General features: G+C 35.7%; 23 protein-coding genes. 5 read left to right on the top strand and 18 right to left on the bottom strand.

Features of this window, described 5'->3' with window-relative positions:
- Positions 1–41: 41 nt before the first annotated feature.
- Entirely contained in the window at positions 42–1,712 is a 1,671-nt protein-coding gene (gene asnB / locus Q1A01_RS18760) for an asparagine synthase B (RefSeq protein WP_299683894.1), read from the bottom strand.
- Positions 1,713–1,983: 271 nt separating this feature from the next.
- On the opposite strand from asnB, the gene Q1A01_RS18755 reads away from it, so the two are divergent.
- Positions 1,984–2,520 (top strand): DUF2911 domain-containing protein, encoded by a 537-nt coding sequence (locus Q1A01_RS18755; RefSeq protein WP_299683892.1) that lies wholly within the window; start codon positions 1,984–1,986, stop codon positions 2,518–2,520.
- A gap of 53 nt (positions 2,521–2,573) precedes the next feature.
- On the opposite strand, the gene Q1A01_RS18750 is transcribed toward Q1A01_RS18755, so the two are convergent.
- From Q1A01_RS18750 to tgt, 8 genes are all read right to left on the bottom strand, one after another.
- Positions 2,574–3,029 carry a hypothetical protein gene (locus Q1A01_RS18750; RefSeq protein WP_299683890.1) on the bottom strand — a complete coding sequence of 152 codons (456 nt, stop codon included), beginning with the start codon at positions 3,027–3,029 and terminating at the stop codon, positions 2,574–2,576.
- A gap of 221 nt (positions 3,030–3,250) precedes the next feature.
- Positions 3,251–3,781 (bottom strand): DUF922 domain-containing protein, encoded by a 531-nt coding sequence (locus Q1A01_RS18745; protein ID WP_299683888.1) that lies wholly within the window; start codon positions 3,779–3,781, stop codon positions 3,251–3,253.
- Between the two features lies 1 nt (position 3,782).
- On the bottom strand, positions 3,783–5,042 hold the full coding sequence (locus Q1A01_RS18740) for an asparagine synthetase B (protein WP_299683886.1): 1,260 nt from the start codon (positions 5,040–5,042) through the stop codon (positions 3,783–3,785).
- A gap of 373 nt (positions 5,043–5,415) precedes the next feature.
- Positions 5,416–6,951, bottom strand: coding sequence for a replicative DNA helicase (gene dnaB, locus Q1A01_RS18735; protein WP_299683884.1), 1,536 nt, complete (start codon positions 6,949–6,951; stop codon positions 5,416–5,418).
- A gap of 169 nt (positions 6,952–7,120) precedes the next feature.
- Positions 7,121–8,074 carry an acetyl-CoA carboxylase carboxyltransferase subunit alpha gene (locus Q1A01_RS18730; RefSeq protein WP_299683882.1) on the bottom strand — a complete coding sequence of 318 codons (954 nt, stop codon included), beginning with the start codon at positions 8,072–8,074 and terminating at the stop codon, positions 7,121–7,123.
- 69 nt (positions 8,075–8,143) lie between these two features.
- Positions 8,144–9,058, bottom strand: coding sequence for a DMT family transporter (locus Q1A01_RS18725; protein ID WP_299683880.1), 915 nt, complete (start codon positions 9,056–9,058; stop codon positions 8,144–8,146).
- The gene (locus tag Q1A01_RS18720) at positions 9,045–10,130 is read right to left on the bottom strand and encodes an LptF/LptG family permease (RefSeq protein WP_299683878.1); all 1,086 of its coding nucleotides are present in this window, start codon (positions 10,128–10,130) and stop codon (positions 9,045–9,047) included. Before Q1A01_RS18720 ends, Q1A01_RS18725 begins: the two co-directional genes overlap by 14 nt.
- Positions 10,131–10,133: 3 nt before the next feature.
- Positions 10,134–11,264 carry a tRNA guanosine(34) transglycosylase Tgt gene (tgt, locus tag Q1A01_RS18715; RefSeq protein ID WP_299683876.1) on the bottom strand — a complete coding sequence of 377 codons (1,131 nt, stop codon included), beginning with the start codon at positions 11,262–11,264 and terminating at the stop codon, positions 10,134–10,136.
- A gap of 322 nt (positions 11,265–11,586) precedes the next feature.
- On the opposite strand from tgt, the gene Q1A01_RS18710 reads away from it, so the two are divergent.
- The 3 genes from Q1A01_RS18710 (at position 11,587) to Q1A01_RS18700 (ending at position 12,274) form a co-directional block, all read left to right on the top strand.
- Positions 11,587–11,784 carry a hypothetical protein gene (locus tag Q1A01_RS18710; RefSeq protein ID WP_299683875.1) on the top strand — a complete coding sequence of 66 codons (198 nt, stop codon included), beginning with the start codon at positions 11,587–11,589 and terminating at the stop codon, positions 11,782–11,784.
- Between the two features lie 176 nt (positions 11,785–11,960).
- Positions 11,961–12,092 carry a hypothetical protein gene (locus tag Q1A01_RS18705; protein WP_299683873.1) on the top strand — a complete coding sequence of 44 codons (132 nt, stop codon included), beginning with the start codon at positions 11,961–11,963 and terminating at the stop codon, positions 12,090–12,092.
- Between the two features lie 50 nt (positions 12,093–12,142).
- Complete coding sequence (locus Q1A01_RS18700; protein WP_299683871.1) at positions 12,143–12,274, top strand: hypothetical protein; 132 nt, start codon at positions 12,143–12,145, stop codon at positions 12,272–12,274.
- A 199-nt stretch (positions 12,275–12,473) separates the two neighbouring features.
- Here the strand turns inward: Q1A01_RS18700 and Q1A01_RS18695 are convergent, their stop codons facing one another.
- From Q1A01_RS18695 to Q1A01_RS18670, 6 genes are all read right to left on the bottom strand, one after another.
- Positions 12,474–13,709: a divalent metal cation transporter gene (locus Q1A01_RS18695; protein WP_299683869.1), complete on the bottom strand. Its 1,236-nt coding sequence runs from the start codon at positions 13,707–13,709 to the stop codon at positions 12,474–12,476.
- Positions 13,706–14,272 carry a sigma-70 family RNA polymerase sigma factor gene (locus Q1A01_RS18690; RefSeq protein ID WP_299683867.1) on the bottom strand — a complete coding sequence of 189 codons (567 nt, stop codon included), beginning with the start codon at positions 14,270–14,272 and terminating at the stop codon, positions 13,706–13,708. Before Q1A01_RS18690 ends, Q1A01_RS18695 begins: the two co-directional genes overlap by 4 nt.
- The gene (locus Q1A01_RS18685) at positions 14,263–15,378 is read right to left on the bottom strand and encodes a glycosyltransferase (RefSeq protein ID WP_299683865.1); all 1,116 of its coding nucleotides are present in this window, start codon (positions 15,376–15,378) and stop codon (positions 14,263–14,265) included. Before Q1A01_RS18685 ends, Q1A01_RS18690 begins: the two co-directional genes overlap by 10 nt.
- Before the next feature lie 12 nt (positions 15,379–15,390).
- A complete protein-coding gene (locus Q1A01_RS18680; protein WP_299683863.1) occupies positions 15,391–15,588 on the bottom strand; it encodes a membrane or secreted protein in 198 nt (65 codons plus the stop codon).
- A gap of 66 nt (positions 15,589–15,654) precedes the next feature.
- Positions 15,655–16,419: an anti-sigma factor gene (locus Q1A01_RS18675; RefSeq protein WP_299683861.1), complete on the bottom strand. Its 765-nt coding sequence runs from the start codon at positions 16,417–16,419 to the stop codon at positions 15,655–15,657.
- Positions 16,416–16,967 carry a sigma-70 family RNA polymerase sigma factor gene (locus Q1A01_RS18670; protein ID WP_299683859.1) on the bottom strand — a complete coding sequence of 184 codons (552 nt, stop codon included), beginning with the start codon at positions 16,965–16,967 and terminating at the stop codon, positions 16,416–16,418. Before Q1A01_RS18670 ends, Q1A01_RS18675 begins: the two co-directional genes overlap by 4 nt.
- A gap of 153 nt (positions 16,968–17,120) precedes the next feature.
- Between Q1A01_RS18670 and Q1A01_RS18665 the strand changes: the two genes are divergently transcribed.
- On the top strand, positions 17,121–17,603 hold the full coding sequence (locus tag Q1A01_RS18665; protein WP_299683948.1) for a fasciclin domain-containing protein: 483 nt from the start codon (positions 17,121–17,123) through the stop codon (positions 17,601–17,603).
- Positions 17,604–17,843: 240 nt separating this feature from the next.
- Here the strand turns inward: Q1A01_RS18665 and murB are convergent, their stop codons facing one another.
- The 3 genes from murB to Q1A01_RS18650 form a co-directional block, all read right to left on the bottom strand.
- Complete coding sequence (murB, locus tag Q1A01_RS18660; RefSeq protein WP_299683857.1) at positions 17,844–18,863, bottom strand: UDP-N-acetylmuramate dehydrogenase; 1,020 nt, start codon at positions 18,861–18,863, stop codon at positions 17,844–17,846.
- A 3-nt stretch (positions 18,864–18,866) separates the two neighbouring features.
- Complete coding sequence (locus Q1A01_RS18655; protein WP_299683855.1) at positions 18,867–20,057, bottom strand: pyridoxal phosphate-dependent aminotransferase; 1,191 nt, start codon at positions 20,055–20,057, stop codon at positions 18,867–18,869.
- A 139-nt stretch (positions 20,058–20,196) separates the two neighbouring features.
- Entirely contained in the window at positions 20,197–20,583 is a 387-nt protein-coding gene (locus Q1A01_RS18650) for a DUF1573 domain-containing protein (RefSeq protein ID WP_299683853.1), read from the bottom strand.
- Positions 20,584–20,610 lie beyond the last annotated feature (27 nt).

Genomic DNA, 20,610 nt, shown 5'->3' with positions numbered 1-20,610 from the left:
AGCATTTTGCTGACGTCTTTCTATAAAAAACTACTACTATTTTAATAAGCATCATCGTGCACCATAGCTACGGCTCTACCCGATGGATCATTCATATTTTTAAACGCTTCATCCCACTCTAATGCAATAGGCGTACTACACGCCACCGATGGTACCGAAGGCACACATAATGCCGCGGCGTCACTTGGGAAATGCTCTTCAAAAATAGAACGGTAATAAAACTCTTCTTTATTTTGAGGGGTATGTACCGGGAAACGATGGTGCGCATTTTCCATTTGTAGATCACTTACAGCACTCTCTACTACTTCTTTCAAGGTATCTATCCAGCTGTAACCAACCCCATCAGAAAATTGCTCTTTTTGTCTCCATGCGACACTTTCTGGTAAGTACTTTTCAAAGGCTTTACGAAGTACCCATTTTTCCATGCCTCTTCGTTCTTTGGTAATCATTTTATCTACTGGATTTAAACGCATGGCCACATCCATAAATTCTTTATCTAAAAAAGGTACTCGGCCTTCAATTCCCCATGCTGCTAATGACTTATTTGCGCGCAAACAATCATACATATGGAGTTTATCTAATTTACGTACAGTTTCTTCGTGAAACTCTTTAGCATCTGGTGCTTTGTGAAAGTATAAATATCCTCCAAAAATCTCATCAGCTCCTTCGCCAGACAATACCATTTTTACGCCCATAGATTTAATCACACGCGCCATCAAATACATAGGCGTACTTGCACGTATGGTTGTAATATCATAGGTTTCTAAATGATAAATCACATCTTTTATAGCATCTAGTCCTTCTTGAATTGTAAATTCTATTGGATGATGTACCGTCCCAATATGATCGGCTACTACTTGTGCAGCAGCAAGATCTGGAGACCCCTTCAATCCAATACTAAAGGAATGTAATTGTGGCCACCAAGCGTCTTGTTCATCGCCAGATTCTATACGTTTTTCTGAATACAATTTTGCAACAGCACTTGTTATAGACGAGTCTAAACCACCTGATAATAATACTCCATAAGGCACATCACTCATTAACTGGCGTTTTACAGAAGCGGCAAGCGCATCATGCAATTCTTCAATGCTTGACTCATTATCTTTTACCGCATCATATTCCATCCAGTCACGCTTGTACCAACGTACCAACTCACCATCTTTACTAGAGAGGTAATGTCCGGGAGGAAATAATTCGATTTTTGAACAAACACCTTCTAGCGCTTTGAGTTCTGATGCTACATAAAACGTTCCATGTGCATCCCACCCCATATACAACGGAATGATTCCCATATGATCACGTGCAATGAGATAGCTATCTGTTTTTGTATCATACAAGGCAAATCCAAAAATTCCATTGAGATCATCTAAAAATTCAACTCCCTTTTCTTGATATAAGGCTAATATGATCTCACAATCTGATGCTGTCTGAAATTCATAATCGGTTGTGAGTTCTTTTTTGAGTTCTTTGTGATTGTATATTTCTCCGTTGGCTGCTAGAATAAGATTTTCAGAAGCATCTATTAACGGTTGTTTTCCAGAAGCTGGATCAACAATAGCAAGACGCTCATGCGCTAAAATCACTTTTTCAGTCGCGTAAATTCCGCTCCAGTCTGGTCCTCTATGACGAATTTTTTTTGACATTTCTAATAATTGAGGACGTAGGGTTGTCATATCTTGTTTTAGTTCGAAGGCACATACAATTCCACACATAACTAATTTATTTTTTTTATAATTTATAGTTCAAATGTCCTATTATAGTTTCATTAATAAAACTATAAATACGTTTTAAGCTACAATATGAAACAAAAAACAACATTATAAGTTTAATACATAAGATATACGCTTTCGCGAAAGCGTATAAAGGAATATTTTGAAAGTTTTGATCATTTAGTACGACTACTTCTAGAGGGATAAATCTTAAGGTTTATTTAACATCATAGATTTATCTCCTACAGTATCTTTAAACCAAAATTAAACTCAAATGAAAAAATTATTTACAGTAGCTCTTATAGCTATGGCTTTTATGGTTGCACCTTCAGTGAATGCTCAATTTGCAGATCTTCAGAAAAGTCCAACGGATATCGCTTATGCAAAAGCAGATCGTCGTGCAAAACCAACTATTAAAGTAATCTATAGCCGTCCACAGAAAAAAGGACGTGACGTTTTTGGAGGATTAGTTTCTTACGGAAAAGTTTGGCGTACAGGTGCTGATGAAGCAACAGAAATCAAATTATTTAAAGATTATAATGTTGGAGGTAAAACAGTAAAAGCGGGAACATATTCTTTATTTACAATACCTGGAGAAAAAGAATGGACAATCATTCTTAATTCTGACCTTGATGATTGGGGAGCATATGCTTACAAAGAAGGTAATGATGTAGCGCGTATTAAAGTTCCTGTTTTACAAGGAAAAGAGTCAGTAGAAGCATTTTCTATTGGATTCAAAGCAGTTGACAAAGGATACCACATGGTACTAGGATGGGATACTACACTTGTTGAAGTGCCTTTCTACAACTAGAAAAACACATTTTCTTATATATTTAAAAAGCCTTCCAAATTGGAAGGCTTTTTTTATGTTTTTAAATCAGCTGGATCAATACCAGTACCAATCATATCACATTTTTCTTTTAATGTAGCGTCATTGAGAAGCCCCATTCTATAGCAACGTGCTAAAAAATAATACATCGCATTCACTACATCTCTTCGTGTTGTATCTAATACCGAACTAGACATACGTTTAGGAGGTGATGGCGCAGGTGGATTTCCTTCACTAAATTCACATTTTCCGCCACATATATGACAATAATCAGATACCCTAACATCGTGTTTTACTATGTATTCTTTCTGAGCATCACGCATATTATTAAATCTAGATGTATATGCATCTATGGTTTTTTGAGCTTCCATCACTTCTTGTAGCCAAAAGTCAATATTAGCATATTGCCCTACTACATAGTATCCATATCCTGTGGTAAATTTCTTTAATTGCGTTGCAACTAGGTTTGCTTTTTCTATCGTGTAAATCATTCATTGGTTTTTGTTACTATTTATTTGAAATCACAATAGTAATTACTTAGAACGAAATGATTTTGCGTAGTTGGTATTTTTAAGTACGTAATTAGGGATTAGTATTACCTTATTTTCTCATCTATAACAAAGTGTTTTGTTAAAAATCCTTGAAGTCTTTGAAGAAATTTTAGTGTCATGCGAAGCTGAAAAAAGTTCAGCTTAACGGAACTAATAATTACCTATTGAGAACGTAATAATCTAGCGATTTTTTCTTCCCACTTTTTTTCGGCTTCTCTGTTTATAGAATGGTTGGTTTCTTCATCAAAAGTTCGTTGCATTCCACGTCGGTGCCTCTCTACTTCTTCATACAATGCTTTGACTTCTTTTTTAGAGTTGGATGTAAAATTATAAGCTTGAATACGGGCATTTAATATTCTTGCGTGAATCTCTGTAATATCAAAATGGGCTTGCTCATGCTTTAATAATCGAGCGGTCGTATCTTTAGCTCTGTACCAAGAATATTCTGGATAAAAATGAGCGACTACTTGTGTTTCATCTTTATGCAACATGCCTTTATTATCTATCACATACGACTGGCTCATACCACTACTCGTACTTGCCACAAAGCTTCCGCTGGCATTTGGACTTCCTTTAAAATCTTCCCAAGTCAACGTCTTGTTAGGTTGCCATGCGACACGTTCTGGTGCCGCTACAAATGAGCATAGTATCACCAGTGTAATTCCAAGTACTTTGGCATGTCGTAAGATCATATCAAGTTTTTTGCTTTTTCTTTCTAGCTGCTGGAAAAAGTACATTATTTAATATTAAACGATATCCAGGAGAATTGGGGTGTAATTCTAATTCGGTTTTTGGGTCACCTACACGATGGCGATAATCTTCAGGATCATGCCCGCCATAAAATGTAAAGAATCCTTTTCCTTTAATTCCATGAATGTAACGTGCTTCTCCATTGGTTAAGTTTTCTCCCATTACCAATACATTCGATTTAATTAAATCTGAATCATAAGAAGTTGTCTGTCCCATAAATCCTTTGACTAAGGCTGTATGATTTTGACATAGCATCGTAGGGATCGGGTCCCATTTTGCACTGTAATCCTTGAGTGTAAAATAATCTGTTTCAAAAGGAATACGACGTTTACGTGTCATATCAATCGTTGAAAACTCATATGTGGTTGGCGAGCGTTCTAGTGTAAAGTTCTTAAAGGCAAATGTTTTTCTAAAATCAATTTTAGATTGATAATCGGCATCTGATGCATCTCCATCAAACATCGGTTCGCAGATATCTATGCCTTCGGCAGCTAATGCAATATCAAAACTATCGGTAGCGCTACACATCGCAAACATAAAACCACCGCCTACTACATAGTCACGTATTTTTAAAGAGACATCTCTTTTTTCTTCAGAGACTTTAGCATAGCCTAGTTTTGTAGCTAAGTCTTCAGCGGCTTTCTTTTCTTCTATATACCAGGGTGCTGCTCGGTAGGCTCCATAAAATTTTCCGTATTGTCCTGTAAAATCTTCATGGTGTAAGTGTAACCAATCATATAATATTAATTGGTCACTGAGTACTTCTTCATCATAAATGGTTTCGTACGGAATCTCAGCATAGGTTAATACCATTGTTACCGCATCGTCCCATGGTACTTTACTATCTGGAGTATAAACTGCAATTTTAGGTGCTTTTTCAAGCACTACTGCTTCCATATTTTGAGAAGGACTACTAATCATGGTAAGCAACTCTTCGGTTTTCCCATCTGAAAGGACTTCATAGGAAACACCTCGAATGGTGCATTCTCTTCGGATCTCTTCAGTGTCGGGCACTAAAAAGGAACCTCCTCTATAATTGAGTAACCATTTTACTTTGATTTGTTGATCGAGCGTCCAATAGGTAATTCCATACGCCTTTAAATGCTCTCGCTGACTGTCTATATCCATAGGTATTAAGATATAAGACGCTTGCGCGAAATGGCATGTCAGCACCAACAGAAGTATTGTAACTATTCTTTTCATAAGCAATAATACACACTAGGTATTCATATAGTATGTAACGTTTAAAAATACGGTTTTCTTATGACAAAAGTGATGCCATGTTCAGAGATTAGTATCTAGTTAACAGTATATGGTTGTAGTAAGTAGTTTTTGAAGGAGTCAAGACCGTTATGCTGTTGGTGTCAAAAAAAAGAATCGAGCCTGCCTGCCGGTAGGCAGGATCACTGCGTTGCTGGAGTCAAGAAACAAGACTAAACACAAATCTCATTATTAATTTTGATTAATCCCTTCTCCTTTGGGAGAAGGTTAGGATGAGGGAAAATCACGTTTTTAAATAGAGTAATACTCTAATTTAGAGTATTACTCTATTTTTGTGTGTCTTCTATAATCTTAATTAAAAAGGAACCCCGTCATCTTCTTCTTCACTTCCAAAGGCTTGGTCTGGTGAAGGAAGGCTGTCAGGTTTAAAGGTATCGTCATTGGCAGCAGCATTCATACTACTTGCAAATTCATATGGAGTACTGAAATCATCAAGGTTATCAAACTTACCTAAGTGCCCCACAAACTTTAGACGAATATTATCCAATCCACCATTACGGTGTTTTGCTACGATAAATTCTCCTTGTCCTTCGGTTGGGCTACGTTCTTCATCATCCCATTCTTCTATCTTATAATATTCTGGACGGTAAATAAAAGATACAATATCGGCATCTTGCTCAATCGCTCCAGATTCACGAAGGTCAGACAGTAACGGACGTTTACTTCCACCACGAGTCTCTACCGCACGTGATAACTGTGATAGTGCAATTACAGGGATAGAAAGTTCTTTTGCGAGTGCTTTCAGATTACGTGAAATCATCGAAATTTCCTGTTCACGGTTTCCGCCTCCTTTTTGTGCAGATCCACCTGTCATTAACTGTAAGTAGTCAATCATGATGATCTTAATGCCAAATTGAGAAGCGAGACGTCTTGCTTTTGCTCTCAAATCAAAGATAGAAAGCGATGGGGTATCATCTATAAATAAAGGTGCTTTTTCTAAGCTCTTTACTTTCACATTTAATTGCTCCCACTCATGTTTTTCTAGTTTACCTGTACGTAATTTTTCTGAAGACAGTCCTGTTTCTGAAGAAATCAAACGGGTAATCAGCTGTACCGAAGACATCTCTAGTGAGAAGAAAGCTACAGGTATATTTTGATCTACCGCCATATTACGAGCCATTGTAAGCGTCATAGCTGTTTTACCCATACCTGGACGTGCTGCTACAATAATCAAATCACTCGGTTGCCATCCGGAAGTCAACTCATCTACTTTGGTAAATCCAGTAGGAATTCCTGACATTCCTTCCTTATTGGACATTTCTTCAATCTTCTTCTTCGCTTGAATTACTAAGTTTTGTGCAGACTCACTACTACGTTTTACATTTCCTTGTGTTACTTCGTAAAGTTTACTTTCTGCGGTATCTAACAAGTCAAAAACATCTGTCGTATCATCATAGGCTTCTTCAATAATTTCATTAGAAATTTTAATAAGCGAACGCTGAATATACTTCTGTAATATAATACGTGCATGATACTCAATATGCGCAGAAGAGGCTACTTTTTGCGTCAATTGAATCAAGTAATAATCACCTCCTACCATTTCCAATTTTGCCATTTTCTTCAATTGCTCAGAAACCGTTAATAAGTCAACGGGCTGTCCTTCTTCAAAGAGAATTCTAATGGCTTCAAAAATGTGTTTGTGTTGATCTTTATAGAAAACATCTGGTGAGAGAATATCGATCACCTCATCGACTCCTTTTTTATCAATCATTAAAGCACCTATCACAACAGTCTCTAAATCAACTGCTTGTGGTGGTATTTTTCCTTTTTCTAAGGAAATCACTTGTCCTGAAGATACATTATATGCTGGAGTTGGCTTGATTTTTTCCATGGCTACGAATGTAAACAAATTGTTAAGTGGTTGAAACCCCTCCTAGGGGATGAATCTCCACACTTCATTAACAATTCAACTGTTAATAACTCTTTTTTATTGTTAATAGTCATAAAAAAATCCGAAACTCAAATGGCTTCGGATTTGGTAGTAAGTGAAAAAATGGGAACTAGCCTTTAAAGACTCCCATTTCAGAATATTTTTTCATTCTATTATCGACCAATTCTTCTGGTGATAAGTTTTTCAAATCATTAAAAGAAGACTCAATTGCTTCTCTTACGGTTTGAAAAGTTTCTTCTCGATTAGCATGTGCTCCGCCTAGCGGTTCTTTTATAATAGAATCGATGACTTTCAGTTTTAAACTATCTTTTGCAGTTAGCTTTAAAGCTTCGGCAGCAATTTCTTTTTGCTCCCAGCTTCTCCACAAAATAGACGAACAGTTTTCTGGTGAGATCACAGAGTACCATGCGTTTTCAAGCATCATTACTTTGTTACCTACACCTATTCCTAAGGCTCCTCCACTAGCTCCTTCTCCTATGATAAGCACAATGATAGGCACTTTAAGACGAGTCATCTCTAAGATGTTACGTGCAATCGCTTCTCCTTGTCCGCGTTCTTCTGCTTCCAATCCTGGATAAGCTCCTGGTGTATCTACTATAGTTACAACAGGTACATTAAATTTTTCGGCGCTTTTCATAAGACGCAATGCCTTACGGTATCCTTCAGGATTTGCCATTCCAAAATTACGATACTGGCGTGTTTTGGTATTGTATCCTTTTTGTTGGCCGATAAACATATAGCTTTGATCGCCTATCTTACCAAGACCTCCAATCATTGCTTTATCATCCTTTACATTACGGTCTCCATGTAATTCCAGAAACGTATCACCACAAATCGCATTGATATAATCTAGCGTATATGGACGGTTAGGATGTCTTGACAATTGCACACGTTGCCATGCAGTCAAGTTTTTATAAATATCTTTTTTGGTTTGTGCGAGCTTTTTTTCAATTTGCTTACAGGTTTGGCTTACGTCTACATCACTTTCTGCCCCTATAATGACACATTTGTCTAGTTGTTCTTCTAGCTCCTTAATGGGTAATTCGAAATCTAAATATTCCATTTTCAATGTATTACCTATTACGATTGCTCGTAATGAGTTGTTAGGTTTATCTTACAAATATACTAGTTTCTATTTGACTGCTGATTCTTTTTTTGAACGTAAAAGGTTTCTATTTTTCAGAATCCCATTTGCAATGACAACTAAGAGTATGACAATAGCACCATAATAGAATTCTGCACTCATTTGCTCTTTATCGCCTAATACCATAAACGCTAGTAAAATTCCATATACGGGCTCTAGATTTATGGTCAGCATAATCGTATATGGACTCAGATGTCTCATTACTTTTACAGAGGCAATAAATGCATAGGCTGTACATATAGATGCCAAAACAAGCAAATAGATCCAATCTGTATATGGGAGGTCAAAAAAAGATGTGGTAAAAAAGGTGTCCGCTTTCGCGAAAGCTAAATACGTCGTAATAAACAAGGTACCAACGACCAGTTCATAAAACGAAATCTTGGTAGGATTGTGATCATGCACAAATTTTCCATTCACCAATGTAAAAATTGCCGATAGTAAGGCCGAAAGCAATGCGAGTCCAATACCTAATCTGTATTCGGGTTGGACTTCAAAAATGAGGTATAACGCTCCAATCACAATAGCACCGAATAGAAGTTCGTACCAAATCAGTTTTCGCTTATAAAAAATAGGTTCTAAGATGGCTGTAAAAAAAGCACCAGTACTCATCATCGCCAATGTTATAGAAACATTAGATACTTTGATGGCACCAAAAAACGTGAGCCAGTGCACGGCTATGATAATTCCAGCAATGGCAAAGGAGAGGAACGCTTTTCGCGAAAGCGTAATATCTATTTTTTTCCATTTGATATAGATAAAAATAAATAGAGACGCCATACCCATTCTAAACCATACTAAGGGCACCGAATCGATACTAATCAAAGATCCTAATACGGCGGTAAATCCCCATATGAATACAATGAGATGAAAATGAAGATAGCTTCGTAGTTTAGCGTTTTGCATTGCGCAATAGATATATTGCTAAAATAGCAAACAGGAAATTAGGAAACCATACAGCTACTAAGGGTGGGAAATCGGATTGCTCTGCAAGTGTACCAAACACTTTATCAAAGAAGATGAATACAAAAGCAAGTAAAATACCGAAAGCGAGATTAGCTCCCATTCCTCCTCTACGTTTCATAGCAGATACGGCTACTGCAATAATCGTCAAAATGTATGCAGCTACTGGTAAACTATAGCGTTTTTGAAGCGTCACTTTATAACGACTGATATAAGAGGAACCTCTTAGTTCTTCTTTTTTAATAAACTTCAATAAGTCTGGAGTCGATAGGGTTTCTGCAATATACTCTACCGGTGTTAAGTCATCGATATCAAATGCGAATGTGGTATCTACTTTTGCTTTGCTTTCTAAAATATCTTCGTCTATGCCTACCGTACGTTTCTTATAGTTAAAAAGAGTGTAGGTAGTATCTTCCGAATTAAATTTGATTTTACTAGCAGACATCTTGTAGGTCATCTCGTTATTTTCAAAATGTTCCCACGTAAAGTCTCGTCCTACTTTTGTTCTTGTATTAAACGAACTTACATAGATGTAATCATTTTCTGCAATCTGACGGAATACATCTTTGGTCTGTTGGGCATTATTTTTTTTTCGCTCACTTTTGAGGTATTCATAGATAAACTCATTGTAGCCTTTATTTGCTTTGGGTGCTAGGTAGGTTCCTAACACAAAAGCTCCTAAACATACTACTGTAGCTCCTATCATATAGGGACGTAAAAAACGCCAAAAGGAAACCCCACTACTTAAAAATGCAATAACTTCTGTGTTGTTTGCAAGTTTGGAGGTAAACCAAATTACAGATAGGAAAAGGAATAAAGGAAACAGGAGATTAGCAAAATATACCGTAAAATTCAGGTAATAAATAGCTACTTCTAAAAACGGCACTTCATTGGCTAAAATCTTATCAATTTTTTCTGCAAGATTTACAGTAATTCCAATAGGTATAAATAACAATAGCATCGTGACAAAGGTCCCGATGTAGCGTTTTACGATATACCAATCTAGAAGTTTCATCTTTTATAAGCGTTTGTCCATTTGTTTGACCATTTTATTCTTCCATTCTGTAAAGGTTCCGGCAAGAATTTCTTTTCGGGCTTCTCTTACTAACCACATGTAGAAGCCTAGGTTATGAATAGTCGCTATTTGCATACCTAATAACTCGTGACATTTGAATAAATGACGTAAGTAGGCTTTGCTATATTCTGTATCTACCCAAGTGATTCCCATCTCGTCAATAGGCGAAAAATCTTCTGCCCATTTTAAGTTTTTAATATTAATGGTACCGTGTGCTGTAAATAACATTCCGTTACGGGCATTACGTGTAGGCATGACACAATCAAACATATCAATCCCTAAAGCTATATTTTCTAAAATATTAATTGGGGTTCCTACGCCCATTAAATATCTTGGTTTTTCTTCGGGTAGTACCGCCGTAACAACTTCGGTCATGGCGTACATTTCCTCGGCAGGCTCTCCTACTGAAAGTCCACCTATGGCATTTCCAAAGGCATTTGAATTTGCAATATACTCGGCAGATTGTGTTCGCAAATCTTTATACGTACTTCCTTGTATGATGGGGAATAAAGCTTGTTCATAACCATACAAGGCAGGTGTTTTTTCAAAATGTGTAATACATCTATCCAACCAACGATGTGTCATATGCATAGATCGTTTTGCATATCTATAGTCGCATGGATAGGGTGTACATTCATCAAAAGCCATGATAATATCAGCACCTATCTGACGCTGGATTTCCATAACATTTTCTGGTGTAAACAAGTGCATAGATCCGTCTACATGGGATTTAAATCGCACGCCTTCTTCCTTAATCTTTCTACGGTTAGACAGTGAGTATACTTGAAAACCACCACTATCCGTAAGGATGGGCCTATCCCAATTCATAAACTTATGTAAACCTCCTGCTTTTTGCAACGTGCCTGTGCCTGGACGTAAGTATAAGTGATAAGTATTTCCAAGAATAATATCTGGATTGATATCTTCTCTTAACTCACGTTGGTGCACTCCTTTTACAGAAGCCACCGTTCCTACAGGCATAAAAATAGGTGTTTCGATCACTCCATGATCTGTTGTAAGTTTTCCTGCTCTAGCTTTACTAGCTGGATCTGTTGTAAGAAGGTCAAATTGCATAGAGCGCAAAGATAGTTTTTATAAATACGATGTGCTATAGCTGTTTTAATAAAATCTAGTTAAAGGCGAATTGTATTATGCATAGAGCATATAAAAGAAGTTTATATAAAAGATGATACTTATCTGTATTTTAAGAATACTGATTTACAGTGTTTTTTCATGCAGTATTTTGTTTAAAATACGGATGTGTTACTTTTCTATGCCTTTTATCTAAACTACTTTAGGATCAAAATCAGGGTGCTGTTAACAACCAGTTTTTTAAGAAGGGGAAACCGAAAACCTTTACTAGAGTAGGTACTTTATTATCTAATATATTTTAATCATGTTAAAAAACATTTTAAAACTAAACGGGGCTCAAAAATTGAGTAAAAACGAACAAACTTCTATCAACGGAGGAGGCAACTTCATTATAACGAATATACCATGTTCTAACATCTTTGATTGTCTTGCAGCAGGAACAGATCGTTGTTACTTTGGAGCTAATGCAGCTCCTGGCAATGGGAGGTGTGTCATATTCTAATCATATATGGTACGTATTTAAGAAATCCATAAACACTCTAAGAATTGTGTTTGTGAGAATAATTCTCTGATACTTATCTGTAAAATTGAGACCGTCTTTATTTTTTAGATGGTCTCTATTTGTCTTTAAGAATCGAGATTAAACGCCCTCAATAATAATACTAAACATCATTATATATGAAAAATAATTTAAAAAAGGATAGTGTATTAGAAAGCTTCAAGCAGTACAAACTTGAAAATCAATTAAGAATATTAGGTGGAAGAGATGAGCCGCATAATCCTGATTGCTTTGAATATGTTCCGGATTAGTCGATACTAGAAATCTTTAAAAAGTAAGAACAAATTAAACACCATTAAATATGAAAAATAATTCAAAAAAGGATACCGCATTAGAAAAATTAGAACAATACAAACTTGAAAATCAATTAACAATATTAGGAGGAAAACATCAAGCTCATAATCCCGAATGTTTTGGATATGTTCCGGATTAAGTGATCGTTTTAAATGACACATTCTTTAATAAGAACAGTCATTAATTTATATATTAACGACTGTTCTTATTAATTTTTTTTATGCTAGAATCAAAAGATCTAGACTCATATTCATTTCAATTACAATACATTGATTGCATGTATATAAACACGCTATTTATTCATTGTTTGCATAAAAGTAAATATCAGAAGAAGATATTTAAAACAACGTACTCACATACCAACCACTAAAAGCAATTAACAGAATGATACTAACGATGCTATATATTTTCATAAGGATGCCTAATCTTGCTTTTTCAGGAACATCGGGATCTTTAAACACTAAGTAATTACAAATCGCATAAAACGGCGCTGTCAAAAATGATAATATGGTTGCCACTTTAATTAAGAGTCCCATCTCACTAACGAAAAAGAAAAGAATGATACACGTCCCTAGAATGAGTAAAATAAGCCAAAACAAATAGCTTTTAAAAATATGTTGTGCTCCTAAAAGGTTTGTCGCTGTAGACATAGCCCTGGGAGAAGCATCTAAAGTAGTTAAGGTTGTACTAAACATAGTGGTAAAAGCAGCAACGCCTATAAGTATGGTAGCCCAATCACCTAAACTTGTCGTATACATACTGATGAGCTGCCCTGCAAAAACACCTCCTTTATCAGAAAATATATCGCCACTTCCAAACATTACTAAAGCGCCGAGCGTCACAAAACATATCCCTAATACTACGGTTCCTAGGTATCCCACATTAAAGTCGAAAAGGGAAGTTTTTACATCATTTTTTTGAGATTTCCCTTTTTCTACAGTCCATAAAGAATGAAAAATTGAAATATCTAAAGGAGCCGGCATCCATCCCATAAATGCAATTAAAAATGCGATTCCTGCCACATCTGTAGGTAGGAGTTGTATCAATCCATCTGAAGAACCCATACCTTCTGTGGCTATGCTTTCGCGAAAAGCAAATAAAACAGCAAACAACGTACTTACTGTTAGTACCAAAATAATTACCTTCATAAGGCTATCCAAAAGTTTATAACGGCCAAATGCTAAAATTGCGGAACAAAATATAGTAATGACAACACTCCAAACAGCAATATCCCAATCAAGTCCAAAAAGCTGCACGGCCAATCCTGCTGTTACAATCGTAACAGCTGTTTGAATAGTAAACATCGTAAGCAGTGAAAGTGCAAAATAGGTAACAAGTACTCCTTTTCCCAGTTTGCGATAACCATGTAATAAACTATTTCCCGTTGCGGCTGCATATCGAGGTCCAAACTGAAAGGAAGGGTATTTTATAATATTGATAAGCAGTAAAGCCCATAACAAACCAAATCCATAATACCCTCCTGCTTTTGTACTTTGTACTAAATGGGAAACGCCTATCGCAGCCCCTGCAAAAAGAAGTCCTGGACCTAGTTTTTTTAAAGAAATACCACTCATCGCTCTGCTTTTTGAATAATATCTGCAAGAAGTCTTCTTGCTCTCAGTAATTTTACTTTTACATTATTCATAGGTTCATCTAGCGTTTTCTCCATCTCTTTGTAACTCATCTCTTGAAAATATCTCAAGTTGATCATTTCCTGATAATGAGGCTTTAGCATTTTGATATATCGTAATAATTGTGCTAGATTTTGCTCTTTAATCAGTGCATCTTCGGGAGTTGGGTTTTCATCAGGTATCTTATAGACCCCATCTTCTTTTCTGGTTATTTGAGAACGAATAGATGATTCCTTTTTTCTTAAAAGATCTATATGAATGTTTTTAGATATCGTAATGAGCCACGTATTGAACTTATATTGTTTTTTATAAGTATGTATTTTATCAAAAGCCTTAGAAAATGTCTGAATAGTGATCTCTTCAGCCTCATATTCGTCTTTTGTACGCTTTAGTTGAAACTTATACACTTCATTCCAGAAGGTATTCAACAAAAAATTATAGGCACTTTGTTTGCCTTCTTTTGCTTTTTCTATTTCTAAAAGAATTGTCTCGGGGTTTATTTCCAACGATTAGGTTTTGATATCAAATTTGTGATAAAAATACTCAATTGGAAAAATAATAAAAATAGTTCGTTAATTGGATATAAAAGTATTACATCTTTTTCTTTCAACTTATTTGCGCTTGCTCCAATAGCAATCCAAGAAAAAAGATAGCGTATTCCTATCATTGCAGCAACCCATTCCCATTGGTAGTTAAAAGCGAGTAATAGTATTGCTACGACAAAAAACAGCAACTGACTTGTATAGAAAAGTCCTAAAAAGAATTTATCCATAAAACGGTAATGTGACGAAGTGCTGACATGTCTACGCTTTTGGGTATACCATTGACCAAATGTTTTCTTAGGTGTAGAAATGGTAAAACTATCTGGATGAAAATTTACAGCTACATTTTCTCTTGTTCCCGCTTGATTTACAAACAAATCATCATCCCCACTTTGCACTTTCATATGGTCTATAAAACCGCGTTGCTCATAAAAAAGGTTGGTCGTATATGCAAGATTACGCCCTACGCCCATATAAGGTCTTCCTGCTATGGCGTAACTGAAATATTGTATTGCAGTCAATACTGTTTCGAAACGAATTAATTTATTAAGCCACGACCCTTTAATTTTCTCATAAGCGCCATATCCTAAAATCAATTCTTTCTTTCCGACAAAATGATTTGACATTTCTTGTATCCAGTATGCTGATTCTGGGGTACAATCGGCGTCTGTAAAAAGTAAATGGTCATGACTTGCTTTCTTAATTCCTAAAGTCAAGGCATATTTTTTACTTCCCCAGAAGGCTTCGTTATTCTCTACGTGTACTTGCACAATACTAGGATGTAGTTCTGCAAATTCCTCTATAACGTCTTTTGTTTCGTCTCTAGATGCATCATTAATAAGTACGATTTCAAAATGAGCATACTTCTGCGCTAACCAATGTGGAATATTTCGGCGTAAGTTTTCTGCTTCATTCTTAGAGCACACAATAAGAGATACAGGTGGGAGGTATGAGGATGTGGCTTTTTTTGCTTTCGCGAAAGCAAAAACAAAGAAAAAAAGATAATAACTACTATTGATAGCTACTATCCCTATAAAAGCATAAAATAAATACGTTAGTACTACTTCCAAGATCGTCAGCGATTACTGATCATTCTTGCAATCTCCCATCTCTGAAGGTAATTTTCCGCACATGCCGCATGCTTCCCCTTCTTTATTAAGAAAAGGGCTTTGACTTGCACAAGTTCCAGCAAATTTACCGTCTTTTTTTGCCCAGATTTTTATTGCAATTCCTGCAACGGCAAGGCTTAAAAGTCCTAGTGTAAGAAGGAGTAATTTCATAGGAATATCATTTATGCAAATATACAAAGATTCTAAAAGATGAATCCTTTAAAAAAACATAAAATATTAGAAGGAAATATTGGCTACTAGGTTATCTACAGTGGCTTCTTCACTTCCTCCTTTTGGCTCTATGGTGATATTAAGACTCGCCATACGCTCTTCATATGGAATCTCTACCAAGTTTTCCTTTGTGATTTTTAGAATATCTAAAGGAACCATATGCCCGTCTACGCCTGCCCACATTTGATATACTTGATCATCTGGTAATTCAGGAAGTGCCACGACATGTATATATGATTTTTTCTCAAGCATATTTACATAGGCAACGGTTTCTAGTTTTCTAGCCTTAGTGTTTCCTCGCAATACATATTTATCTGTAGACGAATTATTAAGAATCATAAATTGCTCTTCTACAGACTGCAGCGTTTCTCTATTGGAAACAATATCTTCATTAAGCTCTTGAATGAGTCTAGTAGTAAGCCTTCTATCATCTAGCAATTCTTGATTCTGATTCCAAATCATAAAGGTCATGATTCCAAATAGAATAGTTGCAGCACAAGCTGTAATTGCCAGTATTGGAATAGAAGCTTTAGGCTTGGGTTTTGATTTAACTTGCTTTAAAATCTTATCTTTTAGTTCTGGGGGTGCAGGCACTGCATACGAAGTGGCATATTCTTCTAAATTTTCTTGCAGTTCTATATAGGTCTTCTTTACCTCAGGATATTTTTCTATATAATGCTCTACTTCTTTAGACTCCATAGGGGAAGTGGCATCCATTAAGTAGCGCTCCAGCAAATCTCCATCCAAAAATATCTTTACTCTCTCATTCATATCGACAAAAATACAATCACTATACCAAAAAGCTTGCGTAATTCTCTTAAACCTATTTTTAATCTTGATTTTACAGTTCCTAGTGGAATATTTAACTCATCACTAGCTTCTTGTTGCGTCATTCCTTGAAAAAATAGTGCATCTATCACTACTCTATATTTATCTTCAAGACCATTTGCGTGTGATGCAATATCAAGATGTTCTATGGCAAACTTTGTGCTTGGTATACTATATACGTTAGATTCTTCTATTTGGATTTCTTTTGTAGTCTTTCTTTGTCTACTTCTTACAGCATCTATAGCTGTATTTTGAACTACTCGAAAAAGCCAGGTAAAAAGCCGTGCTTTACTCGCATCATATTTATGAGCATTCTTCCAGATTTTCACAAAAGATTCTTGTAATACATCTTGTGCTAGTACCTCATCTTTTGTCACTTTTATAGCAACACCAAATAACGCATCTGCATAATGATCATATAGTAATCCTATGGCACGTTCGTCTTGAGCTTTGAGAAGCTCGACTATATGTTGTTCTATAAATGGTTTCAAAAATGGTTGGTTTTTGATTTAACAAAAGTTTGTGAATGCATAGAAATCCATTGTTTAAAGTTACGGCGTATCTATTACAAATGAAAACAACTTTTTAATTATTAACTCAACAATTTAAAATTTATTATGAAAAAGATCGTTTTAATCTTCACCATGTTAACATTCTGTTTTTCAACAGTATCTATTGCACAATCTGACATCGTAGATGTTGCTTTATCTTCTAAAGATCATACTACACTTGTTGCAGCCGTAAAAGCCGCAGACCTTGTAAATACACTTAAAGGCGAAGGTCCCTTTACTGTTTTTGCTCCTACCAATGCAGCCTTTGATGCACTTCCTGCAGGGACATTAGAATCTCTTTTAAAACCAGAAGCAAAAAGCAAATTGGCATCTATTCTTACTTATCATGTAGTTGCTGGCAACTTTAAAGCCGCAGATGTTGTCGCTGCCATTAAAAAGAGTGGAGGCAAATTTACTATCAAAACCGTTAATGGAGGCACGCTTACGGCTTCTCTAAAAGGAGACAAAGTTGTCTTAACAGATGGTAATGGAAATACGTCTACTATCACAGCTACAGACCTAAAAGCTTCTAATGGGGTTGTACATGTAATAGACAGCGTCGTGCTACCTAAATAAATAATTGGGTAAGTACTCTTTATAAGAGAATAGCTCTATTAAATTTTTTATTAATAGGGCTATTTTCATTTCTAACCAATCTTTCTAAATCCGTTGTATGTTTTGATAACATAGGTATTATATATACCTATATTCTATTATTTTCTTTTACGTAAAATTATGGGATAACAATTTCTACGATGCACCCTTTAGGGAAGGTGACATTTGAAGAAATTCTATCGAAAAATACAATGGATTTTTCTAAAAAACATTTACTTCTGGTATAATAACGAGTCCGAATTTTGTTTTTACTTCTTCTTGAATACGCAAAGCAAGATCCCAGATTTCTTCTCCTGTAGCATTTCCATGATTTACGAGCACTAACGCTTGTTTATCATGTACTCCAGCATCTCCATAGCGTTTTCCTTTAAATCCTGCTTGTTCAATAAGCCATCCTCCGGGTACTTTAATTTGATCTGAACCTACAGGATAATGTGGAATTTCTGGATATTTCTTATATAATTCAGAAAAATCAGTTGTAGATATGACTGGATTTTTAAAGAAACTTCCGCTGTTTCCTATTTTTTTTGGATCTGGAAGTTTAGCTTGACGTATTTTGATAACTGCATCAGATACATTTTTGATAGTGGGTGCCACAATTTTTTGTTCCTGTAATGTAGTTGCGATAGCCCCATATGCTGTTTTAATAGTGTGCTCTTTCGTAGTCAGTCTAAATGTTACGGATGTTATAACATATTGATCCTTTAAGGTAGTTTTAAACACGGAATCTCTATATCCGAACATACAATCTTTAAGAGAAAATGTTTTTAGTGTTCCATCTGCTCTAGATACCGCTTCACATTCATAAAATACATCTTTCAATTCTACTCCGTAGGCGCCTATATTTTGAATAGGAGCTGTCCCGACATTGCCTGGAATGAGCGATAAATTTTCGACTCCTCCATAATTATTATCAATACAATAGAGTACAAAGTCATGCCAGTTTTCACCCCCAGCGACTTTGAGCAAAATTTCATTTTCGCCGCAAGGCAAATCAACAATAGCATATCCTTTCATATTGATATGTACCGCGTACTTATCAATATTTTGTGTTAAAAGCATATTACTACCGCCTCCTATAATAAATAATTCAGAAGGATCTTTTTCTTGAAGAATACGTTGTAACTCTGGAACGGATGTTACAGATGTTAGGTCTAGTGCTTGTACATCAATTCCAAATGTATTGTATTCTTTTAAAGAAGCCTTCTTTCTCGTATCCATTAATTAGTCTTTATACTGTTGCAATGCTTCTCGTAAAATTTCTACCGCTTCCTTTAATAGATTTTCTTCTAACACATAAGCTATACGTACTTGATTAAGACCTACACCTTCACTAGAGTAAAATCCAGCTGCTGGTGCTACCATAATCGTTTTACCGTCTAATTGGAATGTTTCTAGTAACCATTGTGCAAATGTATCTGCATTTTGAACTGGCAGTTCTGCGATGCAATAAAAAGCACCTTTAGGTTTTGCCACTTTCACTCCTGGTATTGTTTCAAGTCCTTCTACTAATGTATTACGTCTAGAAACATATTCATCTATCACATCTGTAAAGTAAGATGTTGGTGTCTCTAAAGCAGCTTCACTTGCTAATTGTGCAAAGGTAGGTGGACTCAGGCGCGCCTGTGCAAATTTCATTGCCGTGCTAATTAATTCTTTATTTCTACTTACGATACATCCAATACGTGCACCACACATAGAATAACGTTTTGACACAGAATCTATCATAATGGTATGCGCATCTATGTCACGTTGTGTCATGACAGAATGATGTTTTAAACCATCATAGGCAAACTCTCTGTATACCTCATCTGCAATTAAAAACAAGTCATGCTTTTTAACGAGTGCTGCTAATTGTTTTATCTCTTCTTCGCTGTATAAATATCCTGTTGGATTTCCAGGATTACAGATCACAATGGCTTTTGTTTTTGAAGTAATTAGTTTTTCAAAATCAGCTATTGGAGGTAATGCAAATCCTGAATCAAGATTAGAAATCACAGGTACTACGTCTACTCCACTTGCAGTTGCAAATCCATTGTAGTTTGCATAAAAAGGTTCTGGAATAATGATTTGATCACCAGGATCAGTCACACTTCCCATCGCAAAAAGTAAGGCTTCTGAACCTCCTGTAGTAACAATGATATCTTCAGCATCTACTGTAATGCCATTTTTATTATAATATGCAGCAAGTTTCTCTCTATAAGAAGCAAAACCAGCACTATGTGAATATGCTAACACTTCTATCGCATTACTCTTCACAGCATCTAATGCTACTTGAGGTGTTTTAATATCTGGTTGCCCTATATTAAGGTGATGTATTTGTACTCCTCGAGCTTTTGCAGCTTCTGCATAAGGTACTAACTTACGTATAGGAGATTGTGGCATGATCTGCCCTTTATTAGAAATTGCTGGCATAGTAATTTTATTTTTGCGTTACAAAAATGCAAATTTATATTGGTATTTAATAGGGCGATACCTATAAAAAATAACGGTACTATTTAAAAACAATAAAGCCACTCATTGAGTGGCTTTATGCGTGTAAAATTTTAGATTATTACTTTCCTGCTTGTGGTTTTACAACGCCTTTTATTTTAAGCGTATAAGGAATTTCAGAAGCATTTGAGTATACTGTAATTGTCTTTCTAATAGGTCCAGCACGTTTTGTATCATACTTTACCTTTATAACACCGCTTTCGCCTGGTTGAATCGGATCTTCTGGTTTTTCAGGAACTGTACATCCACACGTTGAATATACTCGAGCTATAATAAGCTTCTCACTTCCAGTATTTGTAAATTTAAATTCACGTACACCATCTGATCCATAATCTACCTCTCCATAGTCTACAACATCACTCTCAAAAGTGATTGCGGCTTTTTTCTCTTGGGCTGTTACGGTCATAGTCATAAGACCCACAAACAGCAATAACATTAGTTTTTTCATAATTTCCAATATTTGAGGACGCTAAAA

This window comes from uncultured Dokdonia sp. (genome assembly GCF_947492815.1).
GTDB lineage: Bacteria > Bacteroidota > Bacteroidia > Flavobacteriales > Flavobacteriaceae > Dokdonia.
Note: the sequence above shows the minus strand (reverse complement) of the source record. Positions and strands in the feature narration are given on the sequence as shown.

Bases quoted from the DNA above. Each gene is read 5' to 3' on its own strand.
- Q1A01_RS18755 (WP_299683892.1), top strand. From the start codon at position 1,984: ATGAAAAAATTATTTACAGTAGCTCTTATAGCTATGGCTTTTATGGTT.
- Q1A01_RS18655 (WP_299683855.1), bottom strand. From the start codon at position 20,057: ATGCCAGCAATTTCTAATAAAGGGCAGATCATGCCACAATCTCCTATA.
- Q1A01_RS18695 (WP_299683869.1), bottom strand. From the start codon at position 13,709: ATGAGTGGTATTTCTTTAAAAAAACTAGGTCCAGGACTTCTTTTTGCA.
- dnaB (WP_299683884.1), bottom strand. From the start codon at position 6,951: ATGGAAAAAATCAAGCCAACTCCAGCATATAATGTATCTTCAGGACAA.
- asnB (WP_299683894.1), bottom strand. From the start codon at position 1,712: ATGTGTGGAATTGTATGTGCCTTCGAACTAAAACAAGATATGACAACC.
- Q1A01_RS18680 (WP_299683863.1), bottom strand. From the start codon at position 15,588: ATGAAATTACTCCTTCTTACACTAGGACTTTTAAGCCTTGCCGTTGCA.
- Q1A01_RS18725 (WP_299683880.1), bottom strand. From the start codon at position 9,058: ATGCAAAACGCTAAACTACGAAGCTATCTTCATTTTCATCTCATTGTA.
- Q1A01_RS18700 (WP_299683871.1), top strand. From the start codon at position 12,143: ATGAAAAATAATTCAAAAAAGGATACCGCATTAGAAAAATTAGAACAA.
- Q1A01_RS18730 (WP_299683882.1), bottom strand. From the start codon at position 8,074: ATGGAATATTTAGATTTCGAATTACCCATTAAGGAGCTAGAAGAACAA.
- Q1A01_RS18750 (WP_299683890.1), bottom strand. From the start codon at position 3,029: ATGATTTACACGATAGAAAAAGCAAACCTAGTTGCAACGCAATTAAAG.
- Q1A01_RS18740 (WP_299683886.1), bottom strand. From the start codon at position 5,042: ATGAAAAGAATAGTTACAATACTTCTGTTGGTGCTGACATGCCATTTC.
- murB (WP_299683857.1), bottom strand. From the start codon at position 18,863: ATGGATACGAGAAAGAAGGCTTCTTTAAAAGAATACAATACATTTGGA.
- Q1A01_RS18720 (WP_299683878.1), bottom strand. From the start codon at position 10,130: ATGAAACTTCTAGATTGGTATATCGTAAAACGCTACATCGGGACCTTT.
- Q1A01_RS18705 (WP_299683873.1), top strand. From the start codon at position 11,961: ATGAAAAATAATTTAAAAAAGGATAGTGTATTAGAAAGCTTCAAGCAG.
- Q1A01_RS18675 (WP_299683861.1), bottom strand. From the start codon at position 16,419: ATGAATGAGAGAGTAAAGATATTTTTGGATGGAGATTTGCTGGAGCGC.
- Q1A01_RS18745 (WP_299683888.1), bottom strand. From the start codon at position 3,781: ATGATCTTACGACATGCCAAAGTACTTGGAATTACACTGGTGATACTA.
- Q1A01_RS18665 (WP_299683948.1), top strand. From the start codon at position 17,121: ATGTTAACATTCTGTTTTTCAACAGTATCTATTGCACAATCTGACATC.
- Q1A01_RS18710 (WP_299683875.1), top strand. From the start codon at position 11,587: ATGTTAAAAAACATTTTAAAACTAAACGGGGCTCAAAAATTGAGTAAA.
- Q1A01_RS18650 (WP_299683853.1), bottom strand. From the start codon at position 20,583: ATGAAAAAACTAATGTTATTGCTGTTTGTGGGTCTTATGACTATGACC.
- tgt (WP_299683876.1), bottom strand. From the start codon at position 11,264: ATGCAATTTGACCTTCTTACAACAGATCCAGCTAGTAAAGCTAGAGCA.